Origin of the sequence: Janthinobacterium salmonicoloratum (assembly GCF_051380845.1) — a bacterium.
Taxonomy (GTDB): Bacteria; Pseudomonadota; Gammaproteobacteria; order Burkholderiales; family Burkholderiaceae_D; genus Janthinobacterium; species Janthinobacterium lividum_F.
Window position 1 is genome coordinate 212238 of sequence record NZ_JBNYXV010000004.1, and the last position, 12452, is coordinate 224689.

At 64.4% G+C, this 12452-nt stretch carries 13 protein-coding genes; 1 reads left to right on the forward strand and 12 read right to left on the reverse strand.

The window, feature by feature from the left end; all coding sequences use genetic code 11:
* Positions 1–80: 80 nt before the first annotated feature.
* Positions 81–980, forward strand: coding sequence for a LysR family transcriptional regulator (locus ACQ4WY_RS20560; RefSeq protein ID WP_436505635.1), 900 nt, complete (start codon positions 81–83; stop codon positions 978–980).
* 3 nt (positions 981–983) lie between these two features.
* Here the strand turns inward: ACQ4WY_RS20560 and ACQ4WY_RS20565 are convergent, their stop codons facing one another.
* The 12 genes from ACQ4WY_RS20565 to ACQ4WY_RS20620 form a co-directional block, all read right to left on the reverse strand.
* Positions 984–1937: an ABC transporter substrate-binding protein gene (locus tag ACQ4WY_RS20565; protein ID WP_436505637.1), complete on the reverse strand. Its 954-nt coding sequence runs from the start codon at positions 1935–1937 to the stop codon at positions 984–986.
* A gap of 54 nt (positions 1938–1991) precedes the next feature.
* On the reverse strand, positions 1992–2966 hold the full coding sequence (locus ACQ4WY_RS20570) for an ABC transporter permease (RefSeq protein ID WP_070257549.1): 975 nt from the start codon (positions 2964–2966) through the stop codon (positions 1992–1994).
* A gap of 19 nt (positions 2967–2985) precedes the next feature.
* A complete protein-coding gene (locus tag ACQ4WY_RS20575) occupies positions 2986–4518 on the reverse strand; it encodes a sugar ABC transporter ATP-binding protein (RefSeq protein WP_436505638.1) in 1533 nt (510 codons plus the stop codon).
* An 81-nt stretch (positions 4519–4599) separates the two neighbouring features.
* Positions 4600–5466, reverse strand: a complete 867-nt coding sequence (locus tag ACQ4WY_RS20580) for a fumarylacetoacetate hydrolase family protein (RefSeq protein ID WP_436505812.1) — start codon at positions 5464–5466, stop codon at positions 4600–4602.
* A gap of 189 nt (positions 5467–5655) precedes the next feature.
* Positions 5656–6411, reverse strand: coding sequence for an SDR family oxidoreductase (locus ACQ4WY_RS20585; RefSeq protein ID WP_436505639.1), 756 nt, complete (start codon positions 6409–6411; stop codon positions 5656–5658).
* Positions 6412–6496: 85 nt separating this feature from the next.
* Complete coding sequence (locus tag ACQ4WY_RS20590; protein ID WP_436505640.1) at positions 6497–6826, reverse strand: L-rhamnose mutarotase; 330 nt, start codon at positions 6824–6826, stop codon at positions 6497–6499.
* Positions 6823–7665 carry an amidohydrolase family protein gene (locus ACQ4WY_RS20595; RefSeq protein ID WP_436505641.1) on the reverse strand — a complete coding sequence of 281 codons (843 nt, stop codon included), beginning with the start codon at positions 7663–7665 and terminating at the stop codon, positions 6823–6825. Before ACQ4WY_RS20595 ends, ACQ4WY_RS20590 begins: the two co-directional genes overlap by 4 nt.
* Complete coding sequence (locus ACQ4WY_RS20600; RefSeq protein ID WP_436505642.1) at positions 7662–8681, reverse strand: aldo/keto reductase; 1020 nt, start codon at positions 8679–8681, stop codon at positions 7662–7664. Before ACQ4WY_RS20600 ends, ACQ4WY_RS20595 begins: the two co-directional genes overlap by 4 nt.
* A 20-nt stretch (positions 8682–8701) precedes the next feature.
* Positions 8702–9925 carry a UxaA family hydrolase gene (locus ACQ4WY_RS20605; RefSeq protein WP_436505643.1) on the reverse strand — a complete coding sequence of 408 codons (1224 nt, stop codon included), beginning with the start codon at positions 9923–9925 and terminating at the stop codon, positions 8702–8704.
* Positions 9922–10257 (reverse strand): UxaA family hydrolase, encoded by a 336-nt coding sequence (locus ACQ4WY_RS20610; RefSeq protein ID WP_436505645.1) that lies wholly within the window; start codon positions 10255–10257, stop codon positions 9922–9924. The genes ACQ4WY_RS20605 and ACQ4WY_RS20610 overlap by 4 nt, the downstream gene beginning before the upstream one ends.
* A gap of 25 nt (positions 10258–10282) precedes the next feature.
* Positions 10283–11200, reverse strand: a complete 918-nt coding sequence (locus ACQ4WY_RS20615) for a GntR family transcriptional regulator (protein ID WP_436505646.1) — start codon at positions 11198–11200, stop codon at positions 10283–10285.
* Positions 11201–11314: 114 nt separating this feature from the next.
* The gene (locus ACQ4WY_RS20620; protein WP_436505648.1) at positions 11315–12451 is read right to left on the reverse strand and encodes a mannitol dehydrogenase family protein; all 1137 of its coding nucleotides are present in this window, start codon (positions 12449–12451) and stop codon (positions 11315–11317) included.
* Position 12452 lies beyond the last annotated feature (1 nt).

The window sequence follows — 12452 nt, forward strand, 5'->3', positions numbered from 1 at the left end:
GTAAAAAAACATGATATAACGGACAGAAATTCTTATCCGCGATAGTATTTCACATTATTCATGAAAAATATTCCTCAATCATGTCCGAACACTTGAAAGGCATCGCGCCTTTTCTTGCCACCGCCGACGCCGGCAGTTTCACCAAGGCGGCCGCACGACTGCACTTGAGCAGCTCGGCCGTGAGCAAGAGCGTGGCACGGCTGGAAGCCCGCCTGGGCGTGATCCTGTTCGAGCGCAGCACCCGGCGTCTGCAGTTGAGCAGCGCGGGGCAGGCCTATTACGCCACCTGCAAGCGCGTGCTGCAGGAACTGGTCGATGCGGAAAACGTGCTGGCCGAGCAGGAAGGCGAACTGGCAGGCAAGGTGCGCATCGGCGTGCCCGCTTCGTATGGCCGCATGCGCGTGATGCCGGCGCTGATTGATCTGTGCGAAAAATATCCGCAGCTGCAGCCGACGATCACCTTCAGCGACCGCTTTGCCGACCTGTTCGAAGAGCGCATCGATATCGCCGTGCGCATCGGCGCGCCGGGCAGCTGGCCGCAGACGCTGGGGCAGATGCCGTTGGGCGAAGAGCGCCTGATCTTTTGCGCGGCGCCCGCCTACCTGGCGCAGCGCGGCATGCCGGCCACCATCGCCGAGCTCGATGGCCACGACTGCATCGCCTATGGCCGGGGCGACGGCACGGCGGCGCCGTGGCTGTTTGCTGGCGAGGACGGGGTGGAACGGCGCGCGATCCATCCACGTCTGACGGTAGGTGACGCCGAGGCGCAAACGGCCGCCGTGCTGGCGGGCCTGGGCATCGCGCAGCAGGCGACCTGGCTGGTGCAGGAGCACCTGGCCAGTGGCGCCATCGTCGAAGTACTGCCAGCCTGCGCCACGCCAGGCTTGCCGCTCTCCCTGGCGTGGCCGCTGGCGCGCCAGCTCACCGCCAAGACCGGCACGCTGCTCAAGGAATTGAAGCAGCGCCTGACGATAGTCTGACCCTCAATATAAAACGTTCTTCGCTTCCGGCAGGTCGACATTGGCCTTGGTGACGATCACCACGCCCGTGTTGACGAACGGCGCGACCTTCTTGCCCTCGATCAGGCTGACGAGGGTTTTCACGCCCAGCGCGCCCATCGAGTAGGAACCCTGCACGGCGGTCGCATACAGGGTGCCGTCCTTGACGAAGTTTTTCAGGTCTTCATTGCCGTCGAAGCCCACGGCGATCACCTTGCCGGCCTTGCCCGCCTGCGCGATGGCGCGGCCCATGCCCACGGCCGTCGGCTCGTTCGCGCCGAAGATGCCCTTCAGGTCAGGGTTCGACGCCAGCACGTCGGTCGTCTGGTTCAGCGCCGTGGCCATTTGCGACTGCGAGTAATACGTGCCGACGATCTGCAGCCGCGAGTTCTTTTCGATATAGCGCTTGAAGCCGCCCACCCTGCCCGTCTCGGAACCGGCGCCGGCCACGTACGACATCACGGCAATCTTGCCCGTCTTGCCGACCTGCGAAATGAGGGCCTTGGCACTTTGCTCGCCGGCCGCTTCATTGTCGGTCGACAGGAAAGACTGGTAGTAGCGCTTGCCGCTGTCGGCCACCAGCGAATCGATCAGCACCACGGGAATCTTCGCTTCCCACGCCTTCTTCAAGGCCGGCACCAGCGCGTCCGGGTCCGACGCGGCCAGCACGATGCCGGCCACTTTGCGCGTGACGGCGTTTTCCACCATGCTGACCTGGTCGGCGATGGCCGATTCCGAAGCGGGTCCCTGGAAGGTCAGGCTGTAGCCCTTGGCGTCTGCCGCGCTGGCCGTGGCGCCCTTCTTGACGTTTTGCCAGTAATTGGAATTGGTCGTCTTGACGATCACGGCGATCTCGCCCGGGGCGGCGCTGGCGCTCAGGGAAAATGCTGCGGTCAACAGACCAAGCAAGATGGTGTTGAAGGCTTTGAAGGTTTTCATTGTCGTCCTCATGTAATTATAGATTTATGGGTGTGACTACTTTCAGCTACTGCTTCAGGCGCGGTTGCGCTTCTGATCGATCCAGACGGTCAGCAAGATGACCAGTCCGATAATGATTTGCTGGATAAAGCTCGATACCCCGTTCATGTTCAAGCCGTTGCGCAGGATGCCGATGACGAAGGAACCGATGACGGTGCCGGAAATGGTGCCGATGCCGCCGATCAGCGAGGCGCCGCCGATCACGGCGCTGGCGATCGCATCGAGTTCGTACATCACGCCCTCGTTCGGCTGCGCCGTCACCAGGCGCGACATCAGCACGCAGCCCGTCAGGCCAGACAAGGCGCCGGACAAGGTGTACACCAGCAGGGTCACGCGGCCCACCTTCACGCCCGACAGGCGCGCCGCTTCCGCATTCGAACCGACGGCATAGATATGCCGCCCAAAGGTGGTGCGGCTGAGCATGATGGAGACGGCCACGGCGATCACCACCATCAGCACCACCGGATACGGTATGCCAGGGAAGACGACTTCGGGGAAGGTGCCGCCCGTGTCGCGTTCGATGCGCCACAGCACGCCATTGCCGAGTTCGCCAAACGAATCGCCCAGGCCGGAAATGGCGCGCGCGCCCGTCACCTGCAGCGCCAGGCCGCGCGCGATCAGCATCATGCCGAGCGTGGCGATGAAGGGCGGCAGTTTCAATTGCGTGATGCAAAAGCCGTTGACGGCGCCGCACATGGCGCCCACCACGACGCCGCCCAGCATGGCGACCGGCACGGGCACGCCGCTCTTGACCAGCAGCGCGGCGGCCACGCCGGCCAGCGCCAGCACGGAGCCGGAACTCAGGTCGATGCCGCCCGTGATGATGACGCAGGTGGCGGCAATGCCCAGGTAGGCGATCGACGTGACTTGCAAGGCAACGCTCATGCCGTTGCTGACGGAGAAAAAGGCGTTGCTGGTCAGGGAAAACACCAGCAGCAACAGCGACAGGCTGCCCAGCGCGGCGAATTTTTGTATCAGTTCTTTATTCATTTTTTTAAGCTTTCTGTTTTTAACGGACTGCTGCCTGGCCAAGGGCGGGGCTGGCTACGCGCCCCGACGCCAGCTGCATGATCTCTTCCTGCGACGATTCGCGCGTATTGACGATGCCGCTGATGCGCCCTTCATGGAACACGGCCACCCGGTCCGTCATGCCCATGATCTCGAGCAGTTCAGACGTGATGAGCACCACGCCGATGCCTTCCGACGCGAGCTTGTCGAGCAGCTGGTAGATGGCGAACTTGGCCCCCACGTCGATGCCGCGCGTGGGTTCGTCGAAGAAGATGATTTTCGATTCGCGGTACAGCCATTTGCTGATGACGATCTTTTGTTGGTTACCGCCTGAGAGGTTGCGCGCGATCTGTTTCGACGTCGGCGTCTTGATGCCCAGCGCCGCGATGTACTGCTGCGCCACCGCCTCTTCCCTGGCGAAATCGATGAAGCCGAAACGGTTCGCCAGCCCCGATACATTGGTCAAGGTCAGGTTGGCCGCCACCGACATGCGGATCGCCAGGCCGTGGCTCTTGCGGTCTTCCGACAGGTAGGCGATGCCGTGTCCGATGGCGTCGATGGGGCTGGCGATCGCTACTTCCATGTCGCCCAGGTGGATCGCGCCGCTGGTGAGCGGATCGGCGCCGAAGATGGCGCGCGCCACTTCCGTGCGCCCTGCGCCCATCAGGCCGGAAAAGCCGAGGATCTCGCCGCGCCGCAAATCAAAGCTCAGCGGGCCGAACACGTCCTTGCGGTGCAAATCGGTCACACGCAGCAGCACGTCAGCGGTTGGCGTCGAGACGCGGTCGGGAAATTTTTCATCGAGGGTGCGGCCCACCATCTTTGCCACGATGGCGTCCAGGGTGGTGCTGGCAAAATCGTCGGTGCAGACAAATTTCCCGTCGCGCAGCACCGTCACCCTGTCGATGATGTGCTGCATCTCTTCCAGCCGGTGCGAGATGTAGACCACGCTCACGCCATTGCGCTTGAGTTCATTGATGATGTCGAACAGCTGGCCCGTCTCGCTTTCCGTCAGCGACGAGGTGGGCTCGTCCATGATCAGCACTTCCGTATTGAGCGAGAGGGCCTTGGCGATTTCCACCATCTGCTGCTGCGCACAGGACAGGTTCTTGACCAGCTGGCGCGGGTCGATGCGCAGTTTCAAGCGGTCCAGCAGCGCCTGCGCATCGGCGCGCATTTTTTTGCGGTCGATGAAAATGCCGCGCACCGGTTCGCGCGCGAGGAAAATGTTCTCCGCCACACTCAAGTGCGGGATCAAATTCAATTCCTGGTGGATGATGGCGATGCCGGCCGCCTCCGCATCCACGCTGCAGGCAAAACTGCACACCTTGCCCTTGTAGACCAGTTCTCCCTCGTCGGCCTGGTACACGCCGCTCATCACCTTCATCAGGGTGGACTTGCCGGCGCCGTTTTCACCGCACAGCGCATGCGCCTCGCCCTTGCGCAGGCTGAAACTGACGTTGTCCAGCGCCAGCACGCCGGGAAAGCGCTTGCTGACCTTGTTCAGCGCCAGTATCTCTTCGGATTCATTCATGGTGTGTCTCCTCCACTCCACTGCCATAGGCCGGCGCGCCGGTGTCTGAGCACCTTGGCGGCACGCCGGTCTGCTACTTCATTAACCGTCGATCAGTTGCGGATTCCAGGCATGCACGGTCTGGTTCTGCTCACCCAGGCCTTCGATCCCCAGGCGCATGGTGTCGCCCGGCTTCAGGTACACGGCCGACGGTTTCTGGCCCATGCCCACGCCCGGTGGCGTGCCGGTACTGATGATGTCGCCCGGGCACAAGGTCATGAAGCGGCTGATGTAGCTGACCAGCTTGGCCACGCCGAAGACCATGGTCCGGGTATTGCCGTCCTGGACGCGCTTGCCGTTCACTTCCAGCCACAGGCCCAGGTTTTGCGGGTCCGCCACTTCGTCGGCGGTCACCAGCCAGGGGCCGATCGGGCCGAAGGTGTCGCAGCCCTTGCCCTTGTCCCACTGGCCGCCGCGCTCCAGCTGGTATTCGCGTTCGGACAAGTCATTGACGACGCAGTAGCCGGCCACGTGCGACAGCGCATCCGCCTCGCTCACATAGCGCGCGGTGGTGCCGATCACCACGCCCAGCTCCACTTCCCAGTCGCTTTTCTTCGAGTCCTGCGGCATCACCACGGCATCGTTGGCGCCGATGATGGCGCTGGTGGCCTTCATGAACAGCACCGGCTCAGCCGGCACGGCCATGCCCGACTCGGCCGCATGGTCGGCATAGTTCAGGCCCACGCACAAAAACTTGCCCACGCCCTTCCACGGCGGCGCGATGCGGCCGGGATGGTCCACCACCGGCAGGCTGGCGATATCGAGGGCAGCCAAGGTCGCCAGGCCATCTTTGCCCAGGGTCGTGCCCGTGATATCCGACAGCACGCCGGAGAGGTCGCGCACGGCGCCGTCAGCATCGATCAAGGCAGGTTTTTCAGCGCCCTTGGCGCCATAACGCATCAGTTTCATCATTAAACTTTCAAGTAAATATCAAACAAAATAAACAAATTCAGAAACAAGCGGGTCCGCGCCCTCACGACACCCGACAAAACCGTAGCGAGCGGAAGGGAGATGTGGCCGAGAAGCGCAACTGTACGAATGTACAGTGAGCATCGCAGGCCGCATATCGCGACGCGCAGTAGGTTTGGTCGGGTGTCCTTAGTTAGACCAACCGCCGTCGATGACGTGCACCATGCCGGTGGTAAAAGCGGATTCGTCGGAGGCCAGATAGACGGCCAGGGCGGCGATTTCCTCTGCCCTACCCACTCTGCCCATCGGCTGGCGAGCCACGAAAGCGGCTTGCACGGTTTCCACGCTGACTCCAGTGGCCTCGGCTTGCGCAGCAATGCGTTCCTTCAGCGAGGGCGACTCGATGGTGCCGGGGCAGATCGCATTGCAGCGGATGCCGCGCGTGACGAAGTCGGCAGCCACCGACTTGGTCATGCCCACCACGGCCGCCTTCGAGGTGCCGTAGATAAAGCGGTTCGGCGCGCCCTTCACGCTGGACGCCACCGACGACATATTGACGATGGAGCCGGCGCCCCTGGCCAGCATGCCGGGCAGGACGGCGCGCATCAGCCGGTACATGGAGCGGGCGTTGATGTCGAAGGAACGGTCCCAGGCAGCGTCGTCGCACTCGAGGATGGTGCCGCCGTCAACGAAGCCGGCGCAGTTGAACAGGACATCGACGGGGCCGATCTCGTCGGCCAGCGCGGTGATCGCCGCGCCATCGGTCACGTCGAGCAGGCGGATGGCGCAGCCCGTCGCTTCCTTCAGCGCGTCGAGCTGCGCCTGATTGATATCGGTGGCGATCACGGTGGCGCCTTCGCGCACGAACGCTTCGGCCGTGGCGCGGCCGATGCCCTGGCCTGCGGCGGTGAGCAGGGCGATTTTTCCTTGTAGTCTGGCGGTCATTTCATCTCCATATTTTTATACTTTCAATCCAACACCTTAAGTACTGGGGTCAGACCCGGCGGGTCTGACCCCGGATTTTTGCTGACTAAGTAAGGTAAAAAACCTGCTCCATCATCGCCCAATGCTCGCCCTCGGCGCGTGTGGCCAGGGGCAGCTGGCATGGGGCGCAGAAGGTCCACCAACGCTGCGTTTCAGGGTCGGCGGCGATGGCCGCCATGTCGGCTTCAAAATCCTCGCCGTGGTATTCCCAATAGCCGAACAGCAGGTTTTCCGGCTGGCGCAGGAAGATCGAATAATTGCTGACATGCGCTGCCGACAGTTTGGCCAGCACCTGCGGCCAGACGGCGGCGTGCAGGGTTTTGTATTCGGCGATGCGCTCCGGCGCGATGCCGATGACCATGCCCATTCTTTTCATGGCGTTTCCTGGTTGATGTCGTAAAAGCGCAGTGCATTGAGGCCAAAAATATCGTTTCTGTCCTGCTGCCCCAGATGCGCCAGCAGTGCTTCGCTGACGGCCAACCACGCCGCATAGCCACCGGCCAGGTCCACCACGGGCCAGTCGCTGCCCCAGATCACGCGCCGGGGACCGAACACGTCCAGCACGTGCCGCACATACGGCTGCAAATCGTCCACATGCCAGTCGGGCCCCGCTTCCGTCACCAGCCCGGACAGCTTGCAATGCACGTTCGGCAGCGCGGCCAGCTGCGCCATGTCTTCGCGCCAGTTGCCGAAGGCGGCATCGGCAATCGGCGGCTTGGCCGCATGGTCGATCACGATGGGAAGCAGCGGATAGTCGCGCGCGCAATGCAGCAGCGCGGGCAAGTGGCGCGGCAACACCAGGGCGTCCAGCCGCAAGCCGTGTTCCAGCATGGCCTTCAAAGCCGGCGCCAGCGCGGGATCGGCGATCCATGCATCGTCTTCGATATCCTGCAGCATGGGGCGCAAGCCTTTGAGCTTGCCGTGCGACGCCAGGCGGGCGATATTGGCCGGCGCGTCAGGCGCCAGCAGCTCCGTCCAGCCCACGACGGCGCGGATAAAGCTGCTTTTTTCGGAGAGCGCCAGCAGCCAGTGCGTATCGTCTTCGGACGGCAGGGACTGCACCAACACGGTTCCAGCGATGCCGTGTGCAGCCAGCAGGGGCGCCAGGTCGGCGGGCGCAAAATCGCGGTGGATGGCGGCCAGGGATGGCGGCGGCCAGCTGCCGGCACGCGCGGCCAGCTGCCAGAAGTGCTGATGGGCGTCGATACGCATCATGCGGCCACTCCCGCAGGCAGCGGCGCGCGCGCATCGAGCAAGTCCGCGTCCCGCAGTGCCAGCCACAGGGCGTCGGGCAGCGGTGTGGCGAACCAGGCCAGGTTTTGCCGAAGCTGCGCCAGGTCCTGGCCGCCCGGGATGCAGGAAGCGACGGCCGGATGGGCAAGCGGAAACTGCAGTGCCGCCGCCTGCAAGGGCACGCCAAAGTCACGGCAGACAGCGTCCAGACGCGCCACGCGCTTGAGTATCGCGGCCGGCGCATCGGCGTAATTGAATTTGCCGTTACCGGCCAGCACGCCCGAGTTGAACGGGCCGCCGATCACGATGGCGTTGCCGCGTTCCACGCACAGGTCCAGCAGCGGCGACAGCGAGGCCTGCTCCAGCAAGGTATAGCGGCCGGCCAGCAAGGTGCAATCGAGATCGAATTCGGCCATCGCCCGCAGCACGGCGTCGCATTCGTTGACGCCCAGGCCCACGGCTTTCACCTGGCCGCTGGCGCGCAACTGGTCCAGCGCGCGAAAGCCGCCACCGGCCGTCAGCTGGCGCCAGTATTGCTGATCGTGTTCGCCATGCGTGACCTTGCCGATATCGTGCACGAACAGAATGTCGATGCGCTCCAGCCCCAGTCGCTGCAGGCTGTCTTCGTGCGAACGCAGCACGCCGTCATACGTGTAGTCGTAACGGGGGCGGAACGGCAGCGGCGCGGCAAAGCCGTCGTCGCCGGGGCGCACGGAGGCGTCGGGCCGCATCAGCCGTCCCACCTTGGTGCTGATCACAAATTCACTGCGGGGCCGCTCGCGCAGCGCCGCGCCCAGCCGGTGTTCGGACTGGGTATAGCCATAGAACGGCGCCGTGTCGAAGAAGCGCACGCCGGCATCCCAGGCGCCATCGAGCGTGGCGCGCGCCTGCGCGTCGCTGACCGGCTGGTACAGGCCGCCCAGCGGCGCGCAGCCCATGCCGATGCAGGGCAGTGAGAGGCCGCCGCGCGGCAAGGTACGGCGTCGCGTGGTATCCATGACATCCATCGCGGCGGCCCTCATGCTGCGCGCAGCGGGAAGCAGCCTGGCCCCACCGCGTCGAATTGTTTATAGGTCAGCACGAATTCCTGGTGGCCCAGGTCTTCCGAGCGGCTCAGTTCTCCATTGGCCACGTTCAGCACGGCGGCGACGATCTCCGCGCCCACTTCTTCCAGGGTGGCTTCTCCCGTGAGTATCTTGCCGGCGTTGATATCCATGTCGTCGGCCAGGCGCTCGAAGGTTTGCGGATTGGCGCACACCTTGATGACGGGTGAAATCGCCGAGCCCACCACGGAGCCGCGGCCCGTGGTAAACAAGGTAATGTGGGCGCCGCAGGAAATGAGTTCGACGATTTCCGCGTTGTCCGACACGTTCGGAAAACCGAAGCGCGGCTCGCCGTCCGGCACCACGTCGAGCAGGTACAGGCCGCCGCCGGCCGGCTGGTCGCCCGGTTTCAGAATGCCGACGATTGGCGAGGAACCGCTCTTGGCGTAGGCGCCCAGCGACTTTTCTTCCTGCGTGGTCAGGCCCCCGTCGGCGTTGCCCGGCGAGAAGCTGCCATGGCCCATGATGGTGTAGTAGCGGGCGGCCTTCGCCACGGTGTCGACGATGGCATTGCCCAGGTCCGGGCTGATGGCGCGCCGCTGCATGTGGTATTCGCAGCCCACCAGTTCGCCCGTCTCTTCGAAGATGCAGGGGCTGCCGGCCGCGATCAGGGTGTCGAAGGCAACACCGACGGCCGGGTTGGCGCTGATGCCGCTGGTACTGTCGGAACCGCCGCAGATGGTGGCAACGACCAGTTCATCGATCCCCATCGGCACGCGCTCCTGCTGCGCCAGGTGTTCCAACGCCCAGCCTATCCATTCCGTGCCGCTGCGCACGCTGGGACGCGTGCCGCTGTTTTCCTGGATGGTGATCGTGTGGACGGGGCGGTCGCTGTCGGCCACGGCGCTGGAGAGGCCATATTTGTTGAATCCTTCGCAGCCCAGCGACACCAGCAGCACGGCGCCCACGTTCGGATGCGTCAGCAAACGGCGCATCACCTGGTCCGCGTATTCATTCGGGAAGCAGCCCGTAAAGCCGATCAGGTGCACGGGCTGGCCGGGAAAGGCGTTGACCATCAGGCGCGCCACGTGGTGCGCGCATTCGACCATATAGGCCACCACCACGATATTGCGGATGCCCTTGCGGCCATCGGCGCGCAGGTAGCCAGACAGGGCCGGTGTCGTTACGGGAGCGTTCATGCTTGGTCGTCCTTGTCCAGGAAATGGTGGCCGTCCTGGCCCAGGGTAAACGTGGGGATGTAATCGCTTGCCAGGTTGTGCGTGTGGATATGCTCGCCGATGGCGACGGGAGCCGTGATGCTGCCGATCAGGGCGCCATAGCGCAGCACCTTGTCGCCCACGGCCAGCGCGCGGCGCGCCACCTTGTGGCCGATCAGGATATTTTGCGCCAGGGTGACGGGCTGGCCATCGATGGCCACGACGTCGCCGCAGGCCAGGGCTGTCCTGGCAATCAGGCAGTTATCCTCGGGCGACATCAGCAGCAGGCTGGCAGGCTGGGAAGCGAGGCTCATGGCGCACCCTCCCCGGCCAGGACGGCTAGACGCCTGGCTGGTTCAGTTTTTCGCGGGTGCCGATCGAGGACAGCATGGTGCGGCGCGAGGAATCGAGGTGCGAGCGCATGCCCTCGAGCGCCTTCGGTATGTCGTGCTCCGCCAGCGCGTGCAGGATCGCCAGGTGCTCCTGCACCGCGTACTGGTTGCGCCCCTTTTCCTCGCCCTTGTCCCACTGGTAGTGATAGTGGAAGACAAACGAGACGATATCGTAGAAGCCCTGCGCGAAGCGGTTGTTCAAGAGGCCAATCAGGAAGGTGTGGAACTCGCGGTCCAGCGCCGGAAAGGCGTTGTGGCGCGTGTCTATCCTGGCCGCCAGCTTCTCGTGCTGCTTGATCAGCCGCGCCAGTTCCGCATACGCGGGATCGCCGTGCGGCAGGTGCGCAAACTGCTCCACGGCCGCCATCTCGAACATGCGCCGCATGTCCGCCAGTTCGGTGGCGAACGAGCGGTCGAACGCGCACAGGCGCCAGCCGCCGCGCGGTTTCTTTTCGATCAGGCCGAAGCGCGAAAAGCCGATCAGGAATTCGCGCACGCTGACGGTACTGGCGCCCGCCTCGCGCGCCAGCTCCGCTTCCGAGAATTCTGCGCCGGGCGGCATGTCGCGCTGGTACACGCGCTCCATCAGCACTTGCTGGATGCGCTCGGCCCCCGATTGCAATTCGGAGATATCGAAGTAGTCGCCCGGTATGGGCTTCCTCAGCAAGCGCCGGTCCGCCGGGCTGCCGATCAGCCGCCGCGTCGACAGGTAGGCGATCGCGCTGCGGATCGCCGTGCGGCTGCCCTGGCAGATGGTGGTCAGGAACTGCTCCGTCGGCAGCATCTCGCCCACTGCGACATTCTCGGCGAGAAATTGCAACAGCAGATTGGTACTGCGCTTGAAGACGGTGGCGGGTTTGGACATGGATGAATGAACGCGCTATGCCAGCGAAAGGGAAAGTGGATGAGTGGGCCATTTTAGTCGATATCGGATTGGATCGGCATGCCGAAAAAGAAACAACTGTGGTGAGCCGGGCGTTCACGGCTGCGCTCCCGACGCCAGCATGGCGCGCAGGCGCGGCTGCGCCAGGGCGGGACAGAGCTGCTGCGCCAGCGCCGCCACGGGCGCCATGCGACGCGCGATTTTGCCGGCGTGGTGCTGGGCGATGTCGGCCAGGCGGTGTGCGAGGAATGGATTGCCGAAGCGTTCCCGGACCTGCGCCACATACGCCAGCGCGGCGTCACCGTGCGGCTCCCCCATGGCGGCAAACACGGGCAGCACTTCCTCATGCCACACGGCTTCCAGCGCGGCGCGCATGGCGACATCGTCCATCGCCTCGTGCACCGTCATGGCGGCCGGACTGCCGCGGTCCATCCACAGCTGCGCCAGATAGGTGTGGCCCAGGTTGAGCAGAAACAGCTTGCGCTGTTCATACTCGCGCAGGCTGCCCGTCACCACCAGTTGCGGGTGGCGGCACGGCAGCAGCATGCCCTCCTGCGCCTCGATGGCCCACAGCGCATACGGCTCGGCCACCGCGCCTATCGGTTCGATCGGTTCGGAAACGATGCGGTCGACCAGGGAATTGATCCACAGGCAGCCCGTTTCCAGATAGGCGATGGCGTCGGGCGAGAGCTGCCATTGCCGCGCCAAGGTCACGATCACCTGGCGCAGCACCTTGCCGTTATCGGCCACCAGTTCGCACGGAAAAATCGAGATGGGCGCGGCGCCGGCCAGGAAGCGACCGTGCAGCAGCACCAGCAGCTTGGCGGGAAAGCTGGCGGGAACGGCCGCGCCATCGAGCATGCCGGCGTGGTCGGCGTCATCCAGCTGGTAGCCCGTGTCGCCCGTATTCGAGACGATCACGCGCGCGGCCACGGCCGCATCGCGCACCTGCCGCCAGTCGCTGGCGGCTTGCCACGCCTGCGTGACGGCGTGGACGCGGCGCTCTTCATCGACTTGCGCGCCGTCCTGCCAGCCGCGGATGCGCACGGGATAGCCGCCGCTGCGGCGAAACGCCGCCACGCGCGCCGCGCCCTGCGCGCTGTGCGTGGTCTGCACGATGGTGATATGGCCCAGCGCCTGGCCTGCCTTGGCCGCTTCGCTGACGAACAGGTCGGCGTGCGCCTGCAGGAAGCGGCTGGTGCCAAATTGAAGTATGGGGTTGGAGTGCGCCATC